A 21,916-nucleotide genomic window follows, 5' to 3' on the forward strand; every position below is an offset into this window, starting at 1 on the left:
AAAGCCAATTATTCACCATAATGACTACAATTGAAGCGCAGGTTAACCGCTACGGTTATGTGACGGAGGCGATCGCGGAAGATATCGATCTGGTGGCGGAGATCAACCGCCTGAAAAAAGAAAAGAATGCGGTCATTCTCGCGCATTATTACGTGGATGGGGAAATTCAGGACCTGGCCGACTATATCGGCGATAGTCTTGGCCTTTCACAGCAGGCAGCCGCTACCGATGCCGACATGATCGTTTTCTGCGGCGTGCACTTCATGGGCGAAACGGCCAAGATCCTCAGCCCAAATAAAAAGGTAGTGATTCCCGACCTGAACGCAGGCTGCTCGCTGGCGGATTCGGCTCCGGCCGATAAGTTTGCTGCATTCAAAGCGCAGTATCCCGATCATATCGTGATCAGCTATATTAACTGCTCGGCGGAGATCAAGGCGCTGACCGACATCGTTTGTACTTCGTCGAATGCGTTGCAGATCGTGGAAAGCCTGCCGAAAGATCAGAAGATTATCTTCGCACCGGATGCGAACCTGGGCCGCTATGTGGCCCACAAGACCGGGCGTGATATGGTGCTTTGGGATGGTGCCTGCATTGTACACATCGATATTTCAAGAGAGAAACTGGCCCAGCTTCGCGCGGAAAACCCGGATGCATTGCTGATCGCTCACCCGGAATGCAAAGAGGATATTCTTAAACAAGCTGATTTCGTGAGCTCGACGACCGGACTTTTGAAATTTGTGAAGGAATCGAGCCATGACAAGTTTATCGTCGCTACCGAGGCCGGCATTTTGCATAAAATGAAACAGTCGGTGCCAGACAAGAAGCTGATCCCGGCTCCGGGCTCCGACAATAATACCTGTGCTTGCTCCGAATGCCCTTATATGAAAATGAATACCCTCGAAAAGGTCTATAATGCGCTCTTGTACGAGCAGCCGGAGATCTTTGTACCCGAGGACATGCGCCTGAAAGCTTATGATTCCGTAGCACGCATGCTGGAACTGAGCAAAGGCATCTGACACCCGATATAAAACCCTATTCCTGAAATTATGCCCCAATTTGATTTTCTGATTATCGGTTCGGGAATTGCCGGACTTAGCTATGCAGCCAAATTAGCCCGCCATTTCGATGAATTGAAACAGGAAGTATCCATCGCCGTGATCACCAAGGTCCAGGCCGATGAAACCAACACCAAATATGCCCAGGGAGGCATTGCGGTAGTCTGGGCGGAGTCCGATTCGTTTGAAAAGCATATTCAGGACACGATGGATGCGGGGGATGAGGTCAATAAAAGGAATATTGTTGAAATCGTTGTGCGTGAAGCGCCGGAGCGCATCCAGGAGCTGATCGACTATGGTACCCGTTTTGATAAGGAAAAGGGGGGTGAATATGATTTAGCCAAAGAGGGCGGGCATTCCGATCACCGGATTCTGCATTTCAAAGACATTACTGGAGCGGAAATTGAGCGGGCATTACTTGAAGAGGTGAACCGGCATAAAAGCATTCAGATTTTTACGCATTATTACGCGGTCGAACTGATCACCCAGCACCATTTGGGCGAAACGGTGTACCGCTACCGGGAGGATATCAAATGCTTCGGCGCATACGTGCTGAACCGCCAGACGGGTGAAGTGGAGAAGTTTCTGGCTAAAACGACGCTGCTCGCAACCGGCGGCATCGGTAATATTTACCAAAGCACTACCAACCCGACAATCGCAACTGGTGACGGCATTGCGATGGCTTACCGCGCGAAGGGTATTTGCGATAATATGGAATTCATCCAATTCCATCCCACAAGCTTTTACCAGCCGGGCCAGAAGCCGTCATTCCTGATTTCAGAGGCAGTTCGCGGTTTTGGAGGTATATTAAAAAGAGCGGATGGCAGCACATTCATGGAAAACTATGACAGCCGCCTCTCGCTTGCACCCCGCGACATCGTAGCCCGTGCTATTGACTCCGAAATGAAGAAAAACGGGGTCGATCACGTGTATCTCGACGTCCGCCATTGCGACTATGAAAAGTTTGTAGAGCATTTCCCGAACATCACCGAATACTGTCTGCAACAGGGTGTGGATGTGCGGAAGGATATGATTCCCGTCGTGCCGGCGCAGCATTATATGTGCGGGGGGGTGCGCGTGAATGAGTGGGGCAAGACCAACATCGAATTTCTGTACGCGGTAGGGGAGTGCTCCTGCACGGGATTACATGGCTCCAACCGCCTCGCTTCCAATTCCCTGCTCGAAGCCGTTGTTTTCGGGCATCGCGCCTTCGAAAGCACCATCGAGCATTTCGAAAATGCAGTCACACCTGTTAACATTCCTGAATGGGACGACTCTGGTACCACGCATCCGGAAGAGCAGGTTTTGGTGACTGAAATGACCCGCGAGTTGAATAGTATCATGTCCAACTACGTCGGTATCGTACGTACCGACCGCCGTTTGAAGCGTGCCTATGATCGCCTGGAACTTCTGCACCAGGAACACGAGGAACTGTACCGCGAATCAAAAGTGTCGGTGGCGATATGTGAGCTGCGGAATATGATCTCGGTTTCGTACCTGATCATTAAAATGGCAATGGCCCGACGCGAGAACATCGGGCTGCATTACAATGCCGATCATGTGCATGCTTAGCGCTTAGAGCTTTGTGCGAGCATATTCCGGCTACGGCGTGTTACGGCTCTTTGCCATACGTTTTCCCCTACTTTCTGGCCCAGGTGCGTCCCTTCTTCCACGCCGTCGCGGTAGTGGATACCGCCGTAAACCCGGCTGATGGACGCATCCCAATAGGCTTCTTCAAACGATTTGAAGGATTTGATGCCGTGCCCGTATTTTTTCTCCGTGGTATCCGTGAATGCCACATTACTTCCGATGAGGTGGGTGAGTACTGTCCCGCAGGCTGCTGAAATGGAGCTGTGACCGCTCACGTATTCGGGGAATGCGGGCGTTTCAAGGAATGGCCGCCAGTTAGGGTCCCAGTTGGCGTTGATCACCGTTTCGGGACGGATACGAACCGTGCGGTATTTCTCATCCCAGCAGGCAATGAATGCGTCGTAAATAGAGAGCGCTCCCAGCGTATATGCTTCTACCGATTGCATCAGGTCCAGCTTTTTGTCCGTAGCAACGGTTCGCACGATCGCCATCCAGTGGCCGGCTGGCGTCATTTTTTTATTGGCAAACATGGCGTGTCCCACCACGTTGGTCACAAATGCGTTATCATCCCAGAAATAGGCCGTCGCTTTCTGCTCTTCGGTGAGGTTGTTGCCGGTGTTGTAAACTTCCATCGCGAGCTGCATGAACTTGCTGTTTTTGGCAAGGTCGTAAGCTGCCGGCGGCGGACAGCGGAACTGGGTCACTGAGTCGAGCGCGAACGTTCTGACGGTGTTCCACATGGGCTCGCAAGCGTCGGCATATGCAGGCGGCGTAGGTACCCACGTGCCGGGTTTATTGGTTACCGTATAGCGATATCCGCGTATCTCTTTATAATGGTCTTTGGCCGAATATGCCAGTACCGCTTTCGCTACCGTATCACCGTATGCGATGGAGCGTTCATATACGTCTTCGGGAATGCCCATTTCCTGGAATTTCTTGAAAAGCCCCTTTTCATAGTCATCCCACATATTGCCCGAGAAGGTGAGTGTCCTGCCGACGACCGTAAACGCCTTGATGCTCGCAAGGGGAAAGCAATAGGCGAGCGTGGTATCCGGCCTTGGCGGTGTTTTGAATTTAACTAGCTGGTTACCAAGTGATTGGTATTCCTTGTTGCCGGGCGAAAGTGCCTCGTAGGCTGCAAGAAACGAATAGCCATATATGCGGCTGGCGACTGGCGGCTTAAATATGTCGTGAATGATCACGTCCGTAAGATGCGTCGCGGTCTCATGGAAAAGCTGGGGATCGGCTGCTTTCGCATTGTACTCGTTGGGCGAAGACTCTTTTTTACACCCATATAAGAAGCAAACAAGCAGGAGGGAGAGTAAAGGAAACTTCATTCGATTTTGATGGGAAATTTGTAACTGGAAACGTCTACGAATATAGCAAGAAATGAGAATTTGGCGATAATAATGTACAAAAGAGTGATTTATTGTAACTTATATATCACTAATTCATAAAAATTGTTCGATTGATGCTAATATTTATTGTTATTTTTTAAGAATGCATATTCATTAATCGGGAAACCTTTTTTTTGTTAAAAAATTGATATCTTTTTGTACAATCAAACGAGTATATAAAATCTGATGGTACTTCTTCTACAAACAACAGGAGTATCCATATAAGATTGTGTATGATATACACTGTTTGATATCCTGAACTCTGTTCGATGAAAGTACTCACCCTTATCACTAAAATTGCTGTATGTAAAAAATTTTCCTGTCTACACTTTTTCTGACTCGCTACGGCAGATTTTCGGAATGGAAATCACCGTCTGACGCTACGTTCCGTGCTTATACGGTTAAGCAAACATTCTTACTACAACATTTTTTAATCTAACTATTAATCTATGAGATTTTCTACTGGATGGACGCCTCGTGCTGTATCACGAAGTGTTTTTTCTCTTTGTCTGGCCCTGGTGACGGTCATGGGTGCATTCGCCCAGAATACCATCAAGGGTAAGATCAAAGATGAACAGGGACAGCCGCTGCCTGGTGTGAGCGTTGTCGTGAAGGGAACCACCGCGGGTACAGTGACCGACAATGAAGGGCTTTACACCGTGAATGCCGAGAAAAACGGCACGCTCGTGTTCTCATTCATCGGTTACCTCACGCAGGAGATCCCCGTAGGCGGCAAAAGCATTCTCGATGTGATCCTGCTGGCTGATACAAAAGCACTGGAAGAAGTAGTCGTGGTAGGTTATGGTACCGCCAAAAAGGCGACCCTTACCGGCTCGGTTACTGCTGTAAAAGGTGCAGAACTTCAGAAAGCACCTGCTGCCAACTTATCCAACACGCTGGGCGGTCGTTTGCCCGGTATTTCCGCGGTACAATCCAGCGGTGAGCCTGGTTATGACGGCTCCGCGATCCGTATCCGTGGTACCAACTCATTGGGTAACAGCAACGCACTGATCGTTGTGGACGGTGTTCCTAACCGTTCCGGTGGTCTCGACCGTATCAACCCTGCCGACATCGAAAGTATTTCAGTACTGAAAGATGCGGCTGCGGCTATTTATGGTTCGCGTGCAGGTAACGGGGTTATCCTGATTACCACCAAACGCGGTAAATCGGGTAAGCCACAACTTTCTTATGACATGAACCTGGGTGTGTCGCAGCCTACGCGTACGCCTGAAATGTCGAATGCAGCTGAATACGCAACAATCCGTAACGAATTGCAGATCTATGATAACCTGCCCGTAGGACAGTGGCAAGGTGCATTGCAAGGTTTCAACACCAACGGATCTTATACCAGAACTGACAACGGAAACGTGGTCAATGCTGTGTTTACACCGGACGATATGAAGAAATTCCGTGACGGTTCTGATCCTTTCCTGCACCCGAATACAGACTGGTATGGTTCGGTAATTCGTAAATGGGCTCCACAGCAGCGCCATAACCTGCAATTGACAGGTGGTAGCGAGAATGTGAAATACCTTGCTTCGATCGGCCACATCAATCAGGATGGTTACTACGTGAATTCAGCGACCGGTTACAAGCAATATGATATGCGTATCAACCTCGATACGAAAATCAATAAGTATGTTACCGCAAACTTGGGCCTTACGCTTCGCGAAGAGTTCCGCCACTTCCCAAGCGGTGGTAACAGCGCTGGTGCTATTTTCCGGATGTTGATGCGTGGTAAGCCTACCGAAATCGCAATCTGGCCGGACGGACGTCCAGGTCCCGATATCGAAAACGGTCAGAACCCGGCGGTTATCACCACCAACACAACAGGTTATAACAACGACAAGAGAGATTATATCCAAACCAACGGTGGTCTGGAAATCCTGATTCCGGGCGTTCCGGGATTGAAAGTCAACGCGATGGCTGCGATCGATAAGCAAATGCGTCGTCAGAAAAACTTTGAAACTCCCTGGACGCTATATTTCTGGGACAAAAAGACTTACGAAGCAGATGGCAAAACGCCATTCCTGACTGGAACTGTGCGTTCGACGTTCAAAGACCCGCGTTTGAGAGAAAGCTCCTCACAAGAATTATCCATTCAGCTGACTGGCCAGGTATCTTACGAAAAATCAATTGACGGCCATAACTTCAACGTAATGGCAGGTATGCAGCGTGAGAAAGTAGACGGAGATGGTTTCTATGCGTTCCGTCGCTACTTTATTTCGCCTGTTGTTGATCAGTTGTTCGCTGGTGGGACTGCCGAGCAGGACATTAGCAACTTCGACCTTTTCAAAAGAGCCCGTTTCAGTTACTATGGCCGTGCCGGTTACAACTACAAGGAGAAATACCTCGCAGAATTTCTGTGGCGTAAGGATTACTCATGGGTATTCCCTCCGGAAGGCCGCTCCGGATTCTTCCCTGGGGTATCTGCCGGATGGCGTATTTCGGAAGAAGGCTTCTGGAAAAACAACATTTCGCGCTACGTGAACAACGTGAAACTGCGCGGTTCATGGGGACAAATGGGTGCTGAACCTTACTTCCTTGGAACTGAGACTTTGGCAGAATATCAATATCTTTCTACCATGGGCTTTGGTAGCTATATTATCGGTGACCAGGTTTCCAAAACATTGCTTGAAAGCCGTGTTGCTAACCCGACCTTCACATGGGAAGTTGCAAATAACTCGAACATTGGTATCGAGGGTACATTGTTTAACGACAAGCTAGCATTTGAATTCGATTACTTCGTGAACAATCGTTCGAAGATCCTGATTCCAAAAACAGGTTCTACACCATCATCGGCGGGTATCGACGGCAAGCTTCCTCCCCAAAACCTGGGTAAACTGCAAAACAAAGGATGGGAGTTCAAGCTGAGCTACGACGGCAATGCAGGCGACTTCACTTACTCTGTGAGTGTGAATGGTGGTTATGCCAAAAACAAAATCAAGTACTGGGATGAAGTTCCGGGAGCTCCTTCTTATCAGCGCTCAACCGGCATGCCTTACGGATCATTCCTGGTATACCAATTCGATGGTGTGTTCAAGAGCCAAGAGGAAATCGACGCTAAAACGCTCGATTACGGCCCTATCACAGGTAACCTGCGCCCAGGCGACATGAAGTTCAAAGATGTGAACGGCGACGGCAAAATCAGTGCTGACGACCGTATCCGTACCGAGAAAGTATCTCGTCCATGGTTCACAGGCGGTGCTTCGATCAACCTCGGTTACAAACAATTCGATTTGGCGATGTTGTTCCAGGGAGCACTGGGAGGTCTTCAGATCGTAGGTCTGACAGAATCGGGTGATATCGGTAACTACCTGAAATATGACTTCGACCACCGTTGGACAATCGATAACCCAACCGACAAATACCCACGTTTGACCAACCGTAACAACCGTTACTACACCAACACAGGTCAGGCAGGTATCAACAACTACTTCCTGAAAAGCAACAACTACCTGCGTTTGAAAAACATCGAAATCGGGTATAACCTGCCATCAGAAATCGGTTCGAAAATCGGTTTGAGCAACCTGAGAGTCTATGTAAACGGATTGAACCTGCTGACTTTCGACAAAATCAAAGTCTGGGATCCGGAAGCGACTACCAACAGTGGTCAGTACTATCCGCAATCAAGAGTTGTCAGCGCAGGTGTACGTCTAGCATTTTAACGAATCAGAAATATGAAATTGACATATAAGTTTTTATTGGTTGCTGCACTGATGACGGGAGGCTTGTCATCATGCGACACTGATTTCCTGGATGTAACGCCGCCAACCGAGATCCCGGGTGATGCCGTGTGGGGCGACGGTGCATTGTCAGAAGGTTTTGTGACAGGTATCTACGCCGGTTTGCAGCAGGGTGGTTTCAGCGAGCAAATGCTTGCTTCCCTGACCGACGAAGCAGTATTTACCCACACGGGCCGTAACATTAACACTGTAAACGAAGGTAGTTTGAGCCCCTCCAACCTCGGTTGGGTGGATGCTACCTACGGTTGGAGCCAGATGTACCAATACATTCGTGCTTCAAACCTCGCCATTTCTAAACTGGCTACTGCGACATTTACGGATGAAACATTGAAGGCACGCCTCAAGGGAGAAGCTTATTTCATGCGCGCTTACTACTATCAGCAGTTGGTACGCTACTACGGTAGTGTGCCTGTGATCAAGAAAGTGTATGCCCTGAACGAAGATTATTCCGTAGCGCGCGGCACTTTCGACGAGTGTGTGAAGCAGATTGTAAGCGATGCCGACAGTGCGGCTTTGTTGCTGGACGGCAAAAACCCTGCGAAGGGCCGCGCTACTAAAACTGCTGCGCTCGCATTGAAGGCCCGTGTATTGTTGTACGCTGCCAGCGACTTACACGACATTCCGACTGCCAAGGCAAAATCTTCGGTGATCGCCGATTTCCCGAATCCCGAATTCCTCGGATACACTTCGGGTGACCGTAAAGCTCGCTGGGCAGCAGCACAAGCTGCTGCGAAAGCTGCTTTGGACGCAAGCGGAAGCGGTTATAAGCTGAACCTGACTGCGCCTGTAACTGCGGAACAAGGTCGTCTTAACTACATCTCGTTGGCCATGGCCGGCGCCAGTGCCGACAAATCCCTGGATGCTTCTGCGAACGATATCATTTTCGGACGCTATTTCACACCAAGCCAAAACGAAGGTGCGCGCCAGACGGGTTTGAACAACGGTCCTAACGGCTACCACAACTGGGCTGGTAATACGCCGATCGGAACGCTGGTGGATGACTATGAAATGATGGATGGTACCCCATTCTCATGGACTAACCCTACGCACAAGGCGAGCCCGTACGTGAACCGTGACCCACGTTTCTATGCAACTGTGATGTATGACGGTGCCAACTGGAAACCACGCCCTTCCGATGCGAAAGACCCTGCTAACCAGATCCAGACAGGTGCATATGACCTTCTGGACGACAAAGGAGCGTTGATCAACCGTAAAGGATTGGATACCCGCAGCAGCTCAATCGAAGACTGGAACGGAAGCCGCACCGGCTATTACATGCGTAAGTTCATCGATCCAAACCCTACATTGTATGACAACACGGATCGTCAGAACATTCCATGGCCTTTCTTCCGTGCAACTGAAAACGTGTTCAACTACATCGAGGCAAGCATTGAATTAGGTGAAGAAGCCGTTGCATTGGAATGGCTGAACAAGATCCGTTTCCGCGCTGGTATGCCTGCATTGAAAGTGTCGGGTGCTGCTTTGAAAGAAGCTTACCGTCATGAGAAACGTATTGAGATGGCCTACGAAGAGCAGCGTTACCACGATGCACGCCGCTGGATGGTTGCTCCGACTACTTTGGGACGCTCTTTGCAGTATATCAACGTAATCGGTAAGTTCAAGGCTGGTAAGTCGATGAAGGAGCCATATCACTACGATCCAACGGTTTACGATTACACTTATACTCCGGTAGAAGAGAAATCGCACGAAAACCGTACGTGGGTAGATAAAATGTACTTCCGTCCGTTCAGCCGCGACGAAATCAACCGTAATGCAAAACTGGTACAAAACCCAGGTTACGATAAATAGTTATATTTTATTGACTAATTTTACTGAAACTATGCCTTGGCTTACAAGGCATAGTTTCTTTTTTTACTCCTTCAAAACTCTTCATTCCTGTCATGAAGCAAATATGGCCCTGGAAAGCAGGCAGCATTGTTCTGATCGCTGGACTGGTTCTTTCCGGATGTGACAAATCCTCCGATTCCAAAGAAGAAAAGAAAGGCCCCGACGGTCCCAGGCTCTTCACGCTCCTCAGTCCCGAACAGACAAAAGTGGATTTCTCCAATACACTCACCGAGGGGTTGAATACCAATGTGCTGATGTATGAATACTTCTATAACGGGGGCGGAGTGGCTGTGGGCGACCTCAATGGCGACGGGCTCGACGACATTTACTTCACCGGTAACATGGTGCCCAATAAGTTGTATCTGAACAAGGGCAAGATGGTATTCGAGGACATCACGGCTATTGCACAGGTAGGAGGCCGCGAGCGTCCGTGGAAGACGGGCGTCACGATGGCCGATGTAAATGGGGATAGTAAACTGGATATTTACGTATGCTATTCAGGCGCCGTTTCGCCCGAGAGCTTGAAAGACCAGCTGTTCATCAACAAAGGCAACAATGCACAAGGCATTCCGCAGTTTGAAGAAATGGCGGAGCAATATGGCCTCGGTGTAATGAGCAACAGTACGCAAGCTGCATTTTTTGATTTCGATAAAGACGGGGACCTCGATATGTTCCTGCTCAACCATAATCCGAAAGCCCTGCCGATCCTCGACGAGGCGAGCACGGCTGATATCCTCAGAAAGGAAGACCCGGTAACCGGCGTAAGGTTGTTCCGGAACGATCCGCAAAACGGCACACCACATTTTACAGACATTACTAAAAAGGCGGGTATCCATAGCTCGCAACTGACCTACGGCCTGGGCATCGGCATTGCCGACATTAACCAGGACGGCTGGCAGGATATGTACATTTCTAACGACTACTCCGTTCCGGATTTTTTATACATCAATAATGGTAACGGCACTTTCACCGATGCGCTCGACGCCAGTATCGGTCACACGTCGCACTCGTCGATGGGTAACGACATTGCCGACTTCAATAACGACGGCTTGCCCGACATTTTTACGCTCGATATGCTTCCCGAGGATAACCGCCGGCAGAAGCTGTTGACGGGTCTCGATAACTACGAGTTGTTTGATTTCAATGTCAAAATGGGCTTCCATCATCAGTATATGCGCAATATGCTGCAACTGAATGAGGGCCTTGGCAAGGGTACTAAGCATCCTGTTTTTTCGGAAATTGGCCAGCTTTCAGGCGTTTCCAATACCGACTGGAGCTGGGCATCGCTCTTCGCGGATTACGACAACGACGGCTGGAAAGACCTTTTCATTACGAACGGCAACCTGCGCGACTTCACCAATATGGATTTTGTGAAGTTCATGGGCGATCATTTGAAGCGTATTGAAGGCCAGGTGAAGCGGGAGGACGTACTGCAACTGGTGTACCAGATGCCGTCTTCGAATATGAAGAACTATCTCTTCCAAAACCGGAAAGATCTGACATTTACCAACGTAGCCGATAACTGGGGCCTGGGGGAAATATCCAACTCCGGCGGCGCAGCCTATGCCGACCTCGATAACGACGGTGACCTCGACCTGGTTGTGAACAATATCAACAAGCCTGCATTCATTTATCAGAATGACGGGGATAAGCACTTAAAAAACAACTACCTCAAAGTAAAACTGACCGGAGCCGGGCAGAACACGCTGGGGCTGGGGGCGAAAGTGACGATTTACCAGAAAGGCCAGCAGCAATACCTCGAACAAATGCCGACCCGCGGGTACCAATCGAGCGTTTCACCGACGCTGCATTTCGGATTGGGCAAGGAAGGGGCGGTTGATTCGCTGGTGGTAACCTGGCTGAATGGCAAGCAGGAAAGGGTGATTAATCCTAAAACAAATACCACGCTGGCGCTGTCGGAGGTGAATGCCAAAGAAAAAGTGAAGGCTGTAAAAGTGGCTGCGCCTATGTTTGTGCCGGTTGCTTCGCCGATCGCATTCAAGAGCCCGGCTGTGAAAATGAACGACTTCAAACGTCAGCCGTTGCTGATCAACCCGATTTCTTTCACTAATCCATGTATGCGGAAAGGCGACGTGAATGGTGACGGCCTGGATGATGTGTTTATTGGAGGTACCTCGGGTGAGGCGGCTAAGTTGTATATTCAGCAAAAGGGCGGTGCATTTACTGCGAAGCCTGTTGCAGCGTTTGAAGCCGACAAGCGAAGCGAAGATACCGATGCTCTGTTTTTCGATGCGAACGGCGATGGCGCACAGGATATATTCGTAGCCAGCGGGGGGTATGCGAGCTTTATGCCCGAGGATCCATTGCTGCAAAGCCGGTTGTATATCAATGATGGTAAAGGCAATTTTACCAAAGCGTCGGGCGCATTGCCTGCCATGCTTACGAGTACGAGCTGCGTACGTACGGCGGATATCAACGGGGACGGGAAACCTGATCTTTTTGTAGGTGGGCGCGTCATTCCTGGTAGGTACCCTGAAACACCCCGCAGCTATATCCTGATTAATGATGGTAAAGGCAAATTCACCGATCAGACAGCCGCTGTTGCCAAGGAGTTGGAGCACATCGGTCTGGTTACGGATGCGGCCTGGGCGGACCTGAACGGCGATAAAAAGGCCGACCTGATCGTGGTAGGAGAGTGGATGCCGGTTACTGTTTTGATCAACAACAATGGCAAGCTCGAAAACAAAACCGCTGAATACTTTGACAAACCCTACAATGGCTGGTGGAACAAAATCCTCGTGGAAGACCTGAACGGAGATGGCAAGGACGACCTCGTGATCGGCAATATGGGTACCAACACCCAGTGCAAAGCCAGCGATAGCGAGCCGGTGGAGATGGTGTACAAGGATTTTGACGACAATGGCTCCGTCGACCCCATTATGAGTTTTTACATTCAGGGTAAGAGCTACCCCTATGTAACCCGCGACGAAATGCTTGATCAGATGAGCATTATGCGTACTCGTTACCAGGATTACAAAAGCTACGCGGATTTGACTGTGAAGGAGATTTTTACCAAAGAAGAACTGGAAGGAGCGAAGGAATTGAAAGCCACTTATCTGAAAACCGCTTTGTTCGAACGGGCTGCGGATGGCAAATTCGTTGAAAAAGCATTGCCCTTACAAACGCAGGTATCGCCTGTTTACACCATTACTACGCTCGATTACAATGGCGACGGCAAGAAGGACCTGCTGCTTTGCGGCAATATCAGCAAGGCGCGGCTCCGTTTCGGAAAGTACGACGCCAACTACGGGATCCTTTTGCAGGGCAATGGCAAAGGGCAATTCGAATACGTCAATCAGGATAAATCGGGTTTTGGCTTGAAAGGCGATGTGCGCAGCGTGCTGCCGCTCGGTAATAAACTGCTATTCGGGATTAATCAACAGGAAATAAAAGCATATCAAATTGGTAAAGTTCAGTAACCTTCTTCTGGGAGTGCTGCTGGCTGTAACGTGGACAGCCTGCAAAAAGAATGAATCAAAAAAGGAGATCGATCCGACGGTAATCGGTCAGGTGACGCAGCAGATGACGGACGTAATGGTGCACGACGTCACCAACCCGCCGCTCGGTGCGAGGTTCTACTCCTACGCCTGTCTGGCAGGCTACGAGGTGGTGGCTGCGAACGATAAGGCTTATCCCTCGATGCATGGGGTGTTGAATGACTTTCCGGAAATCGAGAAGCCGAAAGTAGCGGAGTACTCCTACCAGCTTGCCGCTGCGCTCGCAATGCTCGAAACGGCGAAGAAAATGCAGCCCTCGGGCGGTTTGCTGCTGAAAAAATACCAGCAAAGCCTGGTCGACTCCTGCAAGAAAGTCGGGTTTACCGATGAGGTGCTGGCTGGTTCGCAGGAATATGCGCTGGCTATCAGCAAGCAGATCCTCAAATATGCCAAAGCCGACCGTTACAATAAGATCAGCAACTTCCCGCGCTATGAGCCGCATGGCGGCCCGGGGACCTGGTACCCGACGCCTCCGGGCTATTTCCCGCCGGTAGAGCCTTATTTTAAAACTGTACGGCCCTTTACACTGGATTCGGCATCGCAGTTCAAGCCTGCGCCGCCTGTCGCATTCTCGGAAGCGAAGGATTCGGAGTTTTTTAAACTGATGAAGCTTAATTACGACGATACCAAAGAGCAGGAGCACCGGGTTATCGCCGCGTTTTGGGATTGTAACCCGTTTGCATTGGAAAACAAGGGGCATTTACTGGTGGGAATGAAGAAGATCTCCCCGGGTGCGCACTGGATGGGCATTACCGATATCGCCTGCCGGAAAGCAAAAACGGATTTCTCTAAAACGATGCTCATCAATACTTCGGTAGCGATAGGACTCATGGATGGCTTCATGGCTTGCTGGGATGAGAAATACCGCAGCAACCGCATCCGCCCCGAAACGGCTATCCGCAAATACATCGATCCAGCCTGGAAGCCATTTCTCCAAACACCGCCATTTCCGGAGTACCTGAGCGGGCATTCGGTGATATCGACGGCGGCGGCTTTTATCCTTACCCACTATTTCGGCGACAATTTTGCCTATACCGATACCGTGGAGGAGCGTTTCAACCTGAAAGCACGCTCATTTAAGTCGTTTCTTCATGCCTCGGAGGAATCCGGTATTTCGCGGTTCTACGGGGGCATTCACTTCATGGACGCCATCGAGAATGGTCAGAAGCAAGGAAGGCAAGTGGGGGAATGGGTGATCAACACGCTGGATAACAAAGCCGTGGCGGCATCAGGGAAATGAGACCTTGCGTTCGTTCAAAAGCATTTTAGCGAATGAATATCCGGTTTCAAAAAGCTGATCTGCCTTCCGGAAATCGAAAATGCTGAAACGGCTCAATGCAGGCGGCTCGATGAGCAGGTCGCATTGAGCGCAACGGGCCCTTGTTTTCGTGTGCATCGCCAGAATGAGGCTCCGGTAGACGATCTCGGTCGTCCGCTTCAGCGGTTTGTCAAGATTAAAAGGATTGCAATGGCTCCCGATAATATAATCTGCGTCGTCGAGTACCGGCTCGACGGGCAGGTTGTTCAAAACGCCACCATCGACGAGGTCACGACCATTGTAATGCATCGGACTGAAAAGCCCGGGAATGCAGCATGAGGCGAGGACAGGTAATGCCAGTTCTCCGCTGCGGAAACGCACTTCTTCGCCCGAAACAATGTCGGTAGCCGTGACTATAAGCGGTGTTTTGAGCGATTCAAATGTATTTTCGGGAATGAATTTTCGGAAGATGTCCTCCATCTTTCGCATATGCAGCAGTCCGTTCGCGCCGATCCCAAATCTCAGATAAGGATAAAAACTCGTATCACGGATAATTTTCAGAATAGCTCCCGGCTCATAACCATAGCCTAGTAAAGCCCCCACAAACGCCCCCGAGCTCGTTGCGCTGAGCACGTCCGGCCGCATTCCACGCTCCCATAGCGCCTGCGCCACGCCCACATGCGCAATCCCCCGCGCACCCCCGCCTGAGAGAATTAGTGCCGTTTTCATAAGTAGGGGATAAGTATTAACTCATCGACGTCGAATGCCAGGACCTGCGTTCTGAACAAAAAATCCTCCCAATAAGCTGTCTGATTTGGCGTGGTACCGGTGTAAATTTCGAATTCCGTAATAGCAGAAATACAATACGTGAAGTTTCCTCGTACGAGCTTGATTAGCCGGGACTCTGCTTTGTCGGACTTGCGGAAAAAATCGATGAGAATAGAGGTATCAACAAGCACTAGTTCTTTTGCCATTGGTCAATTGCCTTTCTGGTTTCTTCAATCTTTTTAATTTGATTTTTAGAGAACGTTGGGGCTGACAGCAGGAATTCTTCTAATGAGTCGTCGGCAGTTTCTTTTTCCAAGCGGTCAATCTCAGCTCTTAACTGGGCTCGCTGAGTGTTCGACAGACCTCTGACAAGGCTGACCAACCGATCGAATGATATATTTTCCTGCGCTTGCATATCCAAATATAGCGAAATAGCCGCATTTACTCAACCAGGAATTCACGCAACGTCCCGCGTTCGCGAACCCTTACACCCTTCTCGGTTTGCTCCACCAATGCAGCCTCATACACAGGGTCATGCTCGAAAAGCAATATCCATTGCCCGGTGACGGCTTGTTGAAGGACGCTTTGTTTTTCTTCCATGGTTTGGAGCGGGCGCATGTCATAGCTCATGAGCCAGGGAATGGGGATGTGATAGGACGATGGAAAAAGATCGGCGCAGTAGATAATCTTCTGGTTCTTATGCTGGATTACGGGCAGCATCATTTGCTCGGTATGGCCGTCGACGTTCATGAGGCCGATACCATTAAAAGGCGACTGGCCATTTTCGATAAACCGCAATTGCCCCGATTCCTGCAACGGAAGTATATTTTCTTTCAAAAAAGAGGCCTTCTCACGCGGATTGGGGTGGATGGCCCATTGCCAATGGGCTTCGTTCGACCAGTATGTGGCATTAGGGAAGGTCGGTTCGAGGCGGGAGCCGTCGCGGCTGAACTGCACAGCACCACCCACGTGGTCGAAATGGAGGTGGGTAAGGAGCACATCGGTAACGTCGGCGGGGCTGAAACCTTTTTCGCCGAGGGATGAATGCAAAGTGGCCTCGCCGTGGAGATCATAATGCCCGAAAAACTTATCGTCTTGCTTGTTGCCCATGCCGGTATCGACCAATATCAGTTTCGCACCATCCTCGATGAGCAAGCATCGCATAGCCCAGGAGCAGAGGTTCTTTTCATCGGCCGGGTTTTGTTTGTTCCAAAGTACTTTCGGAACCACGCCGAACATGGCCCCGCCATCGAGCTTGAAAAAACCGGTGTCGATGATATGGATTTTCATAGGGTTTCTTGGATTTAAATCGTCCTTTTCAGTGGAATATCAACATTCTATCGACCTAACATACCATAATTTTTTCGATCTTCCGACCTGAATTAATAACAAGCCTAACCATGCGCGTACCGTTCCTCTCAGTCAGTTTCCTGTTATTGTCGACTTTTTTTGTTGATAATCAATCCTATGCACAAAAAATGCCTGTCGACTACGTGGCAACAATGATCGGTACTGCGCCATCGGCCACGGAGAGCGCGAAAGCGCATAGCGAGGCGGGCAGCGAATTGAAAGGGCAGACTATACCCGCGGTGGGCGTTCCGAATGGGATGACGCAATGGACGCCGCAGACGCGCTCCACCGAAACCAAGTGCATTGCGCCGTTTTACTATAACGATAACAAATTTCAGGGTTTCCGCGGTACGCATTGGCTGAATGGCTCGTGTGTGCAGGACTATGGTTCGGTGACGGTCATGCCGCTCTCGGGTGAGCTCACAACCAATCCGGAAAAGCGGGCCAGCCTGTTCAGCCACGAAAAGGAGCAAAGCACGCCGGACTATTACAGTGTATGGTTGCAGGATCACCAGATTAATGCCGAGGTCACCGCGTTGGCGCGTACAGCCCTGATGCGGTTTAAGTTTGAGAGCGGTGAGGAATCTTTTATCATCATCGAACCCAACAGCGACGAAGGGGAAGGCTTCGTGGAGGTATTGCGCGAGCGGGGGGAAATTGTGGGCTACAATCCAGTTCACCGCATTTATCAGGGATCAGGGCAGCCGGCGGGCATCAGCGGATATTTTGTGATCAAGTTTGATAAGAAATTCATGCAGTCGGGCGTCTGGTTGGGTGACACCATTACGCCCATGGGCAGGATACTCACCGGGAAGGGGAACCGGGAAAAACTCGGTGCCTACGTAGGTTTTGGAGATGAAAAACAGGTGATTACCGTGCGCATTGGCACTTCTTTCACGAGCATTGAGGGAGCCAGGGCAAATCTCGAAAAAGAATTGGGGACCAAACCATTGGAAGCAGTCCGGAAATCGGCGCGTGAAGCGTGGAATGAAGCATTGGGTAAGGTGAAGGTAACGGGAAGCGATCATGATAAGGTGCTTTTTTATAGTGCCTTGTACAGGACCAAACTTTCACCAAGGCTCTTCTCCGATGTAGACGGCAGCTATCCTTCGTTTGGAGGCGGCACGCCGCTGCAAAAAGCGGAGGGTTTCGATTACTATTGCGATTTCAGCATGTGGGATACATTTCGCGCGGCAATGCCTTTGGAAATCATGCTCGAACCCAAACGGGCGGGGGATATGGTACAGTCGCTGGTGAAAAAAGCGGAACAGGGCGGTTGGATGCCGATTTTTCCCTGCTGGAACCATTACACCGCAGCTATGGTGGGCGACCACGCATTATCCGTAATTGCGGATGCCTATGCCAAGAATGTGCGGAATTTCGATGTGAACAGCGCCTATCAGTTTTTGCATAAAAACGCATTCGAGGTGAACGCTAATGCCAAAAGCTACGAGGCCGGGCAGGGACGTCGGGCATTGAAATCCTATTTGCAATATGGCTATGTGCCGCTGGAAGATAGCGTCTGGCAGGCGTTCCACAAGCGCGAGCAGGTATCGCGCACGCTCGAATATGCGTACGACGATTTTTGTTTATCCACACTGGCAACTGGTTTAGGTAAAAAGGAAGATGCCGACCAGCTTCGCAGCCGTGCGCTCAATTACCGGCATGTGATAGACCCGTCGACAGGTTATGCACGCGGACGATACGCCGACGGGCGCTGGATTGCCCATTTTGATCCTTTTGCGAAACGGGCCAGCTTCATTACCGAAGGTTCGCCGGCGCAATACACGTGGTTTGTACCGCAGGATATCGCGGGGTTACAAAAGATCATGGGCGGAAAGAACCGTTTCATTGCGAAACTAGACACGTTGTTCGATCAGGGCCATTACTGGCATGGTAACGAGCCGAATCACCAGATTGCTTACCTCTACGCATTCGCCGGGCAGCCGTGGAAGACGCAGCAATGGACGCGGACCATTATCCGAAGCGAATACGATACCAGCGTAGGTGGCCTGAGCGGTAATGAGGACGGCGGGCAAATGTCGGCCTGGCTGGCGTTCAGTATGATGGGCTTTTACCCGGTAGCACCGGGAACGGATCAATATGTGCTCGGGAGCCCCGTTTTTGAAGAAATTTCCATCGAGACCGGCAAAAACCGCAAGTTTACCGTGAAGGCGAAAGGGGTTTCCGACAATGCCCGCTATATTCAGTCGGCGACGCTGAACGGCAAGCCTTTCACCCGGACGTACATCACCCATGGCGAGCTTCTGAAAGGCGGCTCCCTGGTGCTGCAAATGGGGGATAAGCCGAACAAGGAATGGGGTGGGCAGGCGGCTGATATGCCGTTTTCACTGACTAAAAATTGATCGAATCAGGAGTGGTTACGGGATTGTGAAAATTGTATTTCAAGAAAGAATGTTTTGGTATTTTTCAAGACTACCATATAAAATTTGCATTCATAGCGGTTGGTGGCTAAATTCCACAATTCCCATTACTATTCACTCCCAACCCAATGAACCGCAGAAATTTCTTTGAAAAAGCCATTCCGGCAAGCTTCGCGTTAGGCGCTGTGGCGTCGTCCTGTGCGCCGAGAACCGAGTTGAGGTATCCCGACAAGCATTTCCACATCAGCCGGGGTTACCACCAGATTCCCAAATTACGTCTTTCAATGGACCGCATTGTGAAGGAAACGGTCGGTTTGCGGCCTTTCCGTGCCTCCGGCCCGCGGTTGGACGTGGAGCAACTGGGCAACAAGACGATCGTCCATAACTATGGCCACGGCGGCAGTGGGTGGTCGCTATCGTGGGGCACGGGAAACATTGCCCGGAAAAACGTGCTGGCAACCGGTGAGAAGAAAATAGCGGTACTGGGCTGCGGAACGGTAGGTATAGCGACCTCACGCCTGTTGCAGGAAAGCGGCTGCGAGGTAACCATTTACACCAAGGATGTGCCGCCTAATGTGACGAGTAACCTGGCAACCGGAACCTGGTCTCCGGCGTCAAGAGTGTGTGATAAAAAGATTGCCAGGCCCGAGTTTCAGGCCATATGGGAAGAGGCGACGCGGTTCTCGTTCCGCAGGTTTCAGTTTTTATTAGGAATGAACGATATCGCCACCTGGGCAGAGGAATACAGCGTTTTCAAGCAAGTACCAGTGTACTCGCCAGGCGCAGGAGGGGAAGATTTTGAAATTGAGGGTCTGCTGCCTGAGCGCGTCCGCCTGGATAGGAAGGAGCATCCTTTTAAGGCAGATTATGTCACGCGCCGGACCAATATTATGTTCAATATCCCCACGTATCTGCGGCATCAGTTGCAGGACTTTACGATGTTCGGAGGGAAGGTAAAAATCCATGAGATCAAAAAGCTGGAAGACATCGACGCATTGCCCGAGAAGGTGGTAGTGAACTGTATGGGCCTGGGCGCGAAACCGGTTTTCAACGACCAGGAGCTCACGCCGGTATCCGGCCAGCTTTCGTGCCTTATTCCGCAGGGAGATATTAACTATAAGTTGTACACGCAGGGTGCCAACTTCATTGCACGTAAGGACGGTATTTACATTGGCAGTAATGGCATTGTAGGCAACTGGGACACGACGCCGAGCAAAGAGCAGACTGAGAAAACCGTTGGGATATTGATGAAGCTGATGGAAGAAATGCGGGGTTAATCCTCTTTGAGCAGATAACGCCGGCGGATCTCGTTGATCAGAAACTTTTTATGGGCTGTGAAGCTCTCCGGATGCATGGTTTCAAAAAGGCCGCTCCATTCCTGGTAGCGTAATACATCGCCTTTTTTGAATGCTCCTGCGTCTATTTTTTTTGATTTCAGATATTCTTCGAATTCCATGTTGCTTGAATTTGCTTGCAATATACCCGTTTAAACTAAGCAATACCTGCCCGGAAATCAGCTTTAAGCATTAATTTGGCGCGAAATTGCAACGAATACCCCATGAATGTTTTTGAAATGAGAATAGACCTCCGCAGCGACACCATTACCAAGCCCACCCGCGAAATGCAGGAGGCCATGTGGAGCGCCGAAGTGGGTGACGATGTCTTCGGGGACGACCCGACGGTGAATGCATTGCAGGAAAAAGCGGCCCGGCTGTTCGGGATGGAGGATGCGCTCTTTTGCCCTTCCGGCACGATGACCAACCAGTTGGCGATCCGCGTGCATACGCGCCCGGGCAGCGACGTAATCTGCGACAAGCATTCGCACATTTATCTGTATGAAGGTGGGGGCATTATGCTCAACTCGTTTTCGTCGGTAAAACTACTTGATGGCGATCGTGGAAGGCTGTCGGCTCAGCAGGTAAGCGAAGCGATCAGCCCCGAGAATGATGTGCATTCGACCGTAACCAGGCTCGTTTCACTCGAAAATACCATGAACAAGGGTGGCGGCTGCTACTATGATTTTAAAGAGATCGAAGCGATCCGCGGCGTGTGCCGCGAACGGAACATTCCCTTGCACCTCGATGGTGCGCGGCTTTTCAATGCATTAGTCGAAACCGGCGAAACGCCCGCACAGTACGGTAAGGTCTTCGACAGCATCAGTATTTGCCTTTCCAAAGGGCTTGGCTGCCCGGTAGGATCGTTGTTGCTCGGAACTCGCGAAATGATACGCGAAGCGCGCCGTTTCCGAAAAGTAATGGGCGGCGGCTGGCGCCAGGCGGGTTTCCTGGCAGCGGCGGGTATTTATGCGCTCGATCACCACGTCAGCCGGTTGAAAGAAGACCACAGCCGGGCCAGAACCATAGGGGAGCTGTTTGCGGCCCGGGCTGAGGTAGCCGAGGTGTTTCCTGTCGATACAAATATTGTTATCATTCGTCTCAACGACCATATTTCTGAAAAGGAATATGTAAATCGCCTGGCTGACGCCGGAATCCTGGCCGTGACGTTCGGGAAGGGGCTCGTCCGGTTTGTAACGCACCTCGATTTCACCGACGACTTGCTGGAAACCATGCGGGCCAGGCTCCTGACATTCTAAGCCTCGGGGATCATTTCTTCATATTCATATTCTGAATTGGGCCCCTGGTAAATCACTTTCATGCCCGTGAGATCGGCTACGTAGGTATGTATGCCTGCGGCCCCGATCTCGCGCAGGAAAGTCGGGTAGTCGGTAAGACCGTCTTGGGTACGTTTGATAGCCGCCTTCACTTCTTCCAGTTCGAATGTTTCGGCGCATTCAAATTCCGGCAAATCACCCGCTATGATCAGCCTATCGCCGTTAACGGACGTATAGGTACGTTTGTGATTTTTAACCTTCACTTCATAATTGTCGACTCCGATGGCTTTCAGGTTTTTGACAAATAGCGGGTAGGGCTGGCCGGCAGACCGTTGCTCGGCTGATTCAATAAGTTCTTCGGTCAATTCAATAATTTCCATATCAGTTTACT

General features: G+C 50.4%; 16 protein-coding genes. 9 read left to right on the forward strand and 7 right to left on the reverse strand.

Annotated features, from left to right (window positions below; genetic code table 11):
* Positions 1-20: 20 nt before the first annotated feature.
* Together nadA and nadB are read left to right on the forward strand one after the other, a co-directional pair.
* Positions 21-1,016 carry a quinolinate synthase NadA gene (nadA, locus tag CLV60_RS23735; protein ID WP_106597861.1) on the forward strand — a complete coding sequence of 332 codons (996 nt, stop codon included), beginning with the start codon at positions 21-23 and terminating at the stop codon, positions 1,014-1,016.
* Positions 1,017-1,046: 30 nt separating this feature from the next.
* Positions 1,047-2,627, forward strand: coding sequence for an L-aspartate oxidase (nadB, locus tag CLV60_RS23740; protein ID WP_106597862.1), 1,581 nt, complete (start codon positions 1,047-1,049; stop codon positions 2,625-2,627).
* On the opposite strand, the gene CLV60_RS23745 is transcribed toward nadB, so the two are convergent.
* Positions 2,624-3,982 (reverse strand): vanadium-dependent haloperoxidase, encoded by a 1,359-nt coding sequence (locus CLV60_RS23745; protein WP_106597863.1) that lies wholly within the window; start codon positions 3,980-3,982, stop codon positions 2,624-2,626. The genes nadB and CLV60_RS23745 overlap by 4 nt on opposite strands.
* Before the next feature lie 587 nt (positions 3,983-4,569).
* Here CLV60_RS23745 and CLV60_RS23750 point away from each other — a divergent pair.
* From CLV60_RS23750 to CLV60_RS23765, 4 genes are all read left to right on the forward strand, one after another.
* Positions 4,570-7,710: a SusC/RagA family TonB-linked outer membrane protein gene (locus CLV60_RS23750; protein ID WP_106597864.1), complete on the forward strand. Its 3,141-nt coding sequence runs from the start codon at positions 4,570-4,572 to the stop codon at positions 7,708-7,710.
* A 12-nt stretch (positions 7,711-7,722) separates the two neighbouring features.
* Positions 7,723-9,597, forward strand: coding sequence for a RagB/SusD family nutrient uptake outer membrane protein (locus CLV60_RS23755; protein WP_106597865.1), 1,875 nt, complete (start codon positions 7,723-7,725; stop codon positions 9,595-9,597).
* A 92-nt stretch (positions 9,598-9,689) separates the two neighbouring features.
* Positions 9,690-13,076 carry a VCBS repeat-containing protein gene (locus CLV60_RS23760; protein ID WP_106597866.1) on the forward strand — a complete coding sequence of 1,129 codons (3,387 nt, stop codon included), beginning with the start codon at positions 9,690-9,692 and terminating at the stop codon, positions 13,074-13,076.
* Positions 13,077-13,089: 13 nt separating this feature from the next.
* Positions 13,090-14,394: a vanadium-dependent haloperoxidase gene (locus CLV60_RS23765; protein WP_106597931.1), complete on the forward strand. Its 1,305-nt coding sequence runs from the start codon at positions 13,090-13,092 to the stop codon at positions 14,392-14,394.
* Here CLV60_RS23765 and CLV60_RS23770 read toward each other — a convergent pair.
* The 4 genes from CLV60_RS23770 to CLV60_RS23785 are packed head-to-tail and all read right to left on the reverse strand — an operon-like array spanning position 14,383 to position 16,470.
* On the reverse strand, positions 14,383-15,141 hold the full coding sequence (locus tag CLV60_RS23770; protein ID WP_106597867.1) for a patatin-like phospholipase family protein: 759 nt from the start codon (positions 15,139-15,141) through the stop codon (positions 14,383-14,385). The two genes, CLV60_RS23765 and CLV60_RS23770, sit on opposite strands and share 12 nt — an antisense overlap.
* Positions 15,138-15,386, reverse strand: coding sequence for a PIN domain-containing protein (locus tag CLV60_RS23775; RefSeq protein ID WP_106597868.1), 249 nt, complete (start codon positions 15,384-15,386; stop codon positions 15,138-15,140). Before CLV60_RS23775 ends, CLV60_RS23770 begins: the two co-directional genes overlap by 4 nt.
* Entirely contained in the window at positions 15,371-15,595 is a 225-nt protein-coding gene (locus CLV60_RS23780) for a hypothetical protein (RefSeq protein ID WP_106597869.1), read from the reverse strand. The genes CLV60_RS23775 and CLV60_RS23780 overlap by 16 nt, the downstream gene beginning before the upstream one ends.
* Positions 15,596-15,621: 26 nt before the next feature.
* Entirely contained in the window at positions 15,622-16,470 is an 849-nt protein-coding gene (locus CLV60_RS23785; protein ID WP_106597870.1) for an MBL fold metallo-hydrolase, read from the reverse strand.
* A gap of 110 nt (positions 16,471-16,580) precedes the next feature.
* Here CLV60_RS23785 and CLV60_RS23790 point away from each other — a divergent pair, with 110 nt between their 5' ends.
* Both CLV60_RS23790 and CLV60_RS23795 read left to right on the forward strand, forming a co-directional pair.
* Positions 16,581-18,896, forward strand: coding sequence for a GH92 family glycosyl hydrolase (locus CLV60_RS23790; protein WP_106597871.1), 2,316 nt, complete (start codon positions 16,581-16,583; stop codon positions 18,894-18,896).
* Between the two features lie 146 nt (positions 18,897-19,042).
* Positions 19,043-20,191: an FAD-dependent oxidoreductase gene (locus tag CLV60_RS23795; protein WP_106597872.1), complete on the forward strand. Its 1,149-nt coding sequence runs from the start codon at positions 19,043-19,045 to the stop codon at positions 20,189-20,191.
* Here the strand turns inward: CLV60_RS23795 and CLV60_RS23800 are convergent.
* The gene (locus CLV60_RS23800; RefSeq protein ID WP_106597873.1) at positions 20,188-20,370 is read right to left on the reverse strand and encodes a hypothetical protein; all 183 of its coding nucleotides are present in this window, start codon (positions 20,368-20,370) and stop codon (positions 20,188-20,190) included. The two genes, CLV60_RS23795 and CLV60_RS23800, sit on opposite strands and share 4 nt — an antisense overlap.
* Positions 20,371-20,487: 117 nt before the next feature.
* Between CLV60_RS23800 and CLV60_RS23805 the strand changes: the two genes are divergently transcribed.
* On the forward strand, positions 20,488-21,507 hold the full coding sequence (locus CLV60_RS23805; RefSeq protein WP_106597932.1) for a threonine aldolase family protein: 1,020 nt from the start codon (positions 20,488-20,490) through the stop codon (positions 21,505-21,507).
* Here CLV60_RS23805 and CLV60_RS23810 read toward each other — a convergent pair.
* A complete protein-coding gene (locus CLV60_RS23810; RefSeq protein ID WP_106597874.1) occupies positions 21,504-21,905 on the reverse strand; it encodes a DUF1398 domain-containing protein in 402 nt (133 codons plus the stop codon). The genes CLV60_RS23805 and CLV60_RS23810 overlap by 4 nt on opposite strands.
* Positions 21,906-21,916: the final 11 nt, after the last annotated feature.

It is taken from the genome of Dyadobacter jiangsuensis, from assembly GCF_003014695.1.
Taxonomy (GTDB): Bacteria; Bacteroidota; Bacteroidia; order Cytophagales; family Spirosomataceae; genus Dyadobacter; species Dyadobacter jiangsuensis.

Bases quoted from the DNA above. Each gene is read 5' to 3' on its own strand.
- nadA (WP_106597861.1), top strand. From the start codon at position 21: ATGACTACAATTGAAGCGCAGGTTAACCGCTACGGTTATGTGACGGAG.
- nadB (WP_106597862.1), top strand. From the start codon at position 1,047: ATGCCCCAATTTGATTTTCTGATTATCGGTTCGGGAATTGCCGGACTT.
- CLV60_RS23745 (WP_106597863.1), bottom strand. From the start codon at position 3,982: ATGAAGTTTCCTTTACTCTCCCTCCTGCTTGTTTGCTTCTTATATGGG.
- CLV60_RS23750 (WP_106597864.1), top strand. From the start codon at position 4,570: ATGGGTGCATTCGCCCAGAATACCATCAAGGGTAAGATCAAAGATGAA.
- CLV60_RS23755 (WP_106597865.1), top strand. From the start codon at position 7,723: ATGAAATTGACATATAAGTTTTTATTGGTTGCTGCACTGATGACGGGA.
- CLV60_RS23760 (WP_106597866.1), top strand. From the start codon at position 9,690: ATGAAGCAAATATGGCCCTGGAAAGCAGGCAGCATTGTTCTGATCGCT.
- CLV60_RS23770 (WP_106597867.1), bottom strand. From the start codon at position 15,141: ATGAAAACGGCACTAATTCTCTCAGGCGGGGGTGCGCGGGGGATTGCG.
- CLV60_RS23775 (WP_106597868.1), bottom strand. From the start codon at position 15,386: ATGGCAAAAGAACTAGTGCTTGTTGATACCTCTATTCTCATCGATTTT.
- CLV60_RS23780 (WP_106597869.1), bottom strand. From the start codon at position 15,595: ATGCAAGCGCAGGAAAATATATCATTCGATCGGTTGGTCAGCCTTGTC.
- CLV60_RS23785 (WP_106597870.1), bottom strand. From the start codon at position 16,470: ATGAAAATCCATATCATCGACACCGGTTTTTTCAAGCTCGATGGCGGG.
- CLV60_RS23790 (WP_106597871.1), top strand. From the start codon at position 16,581: ATGCGCGTACCGTTCCTCTCAGTCAGTTTCCTGTTATTGTCGACTTTT.
- CLV60_RS23795 (WP_106597872.1), top strand. From the start codon at position 19,043: ATGAACCGCAGAAATTTCTTTGAAAAAGCCATTCCGGCAAGCTTCGCG.
- CLV60_RS23800 (WP_106597873.1), bottom strand. From the start codon at position 20,370: ATGGAATTCGAAGAATATCTGAAATCAAAAAAAATAGACGCAGGAGCA.
- CLV60_RS23805 (WP_106597932.1), top strand. From the start codon at position 20,488: ATGAGAATAGACCTCCGCAGCGACACCATTACCAAGCCCACCCGCGAA.
- CLV60_RS23810 (WP_106597874.1), bottom strand. From the start codon at position 21,905: ATGGAAATTATTGAATTGACCGAAGAACTTATTGAATCAGCCGAGCAA.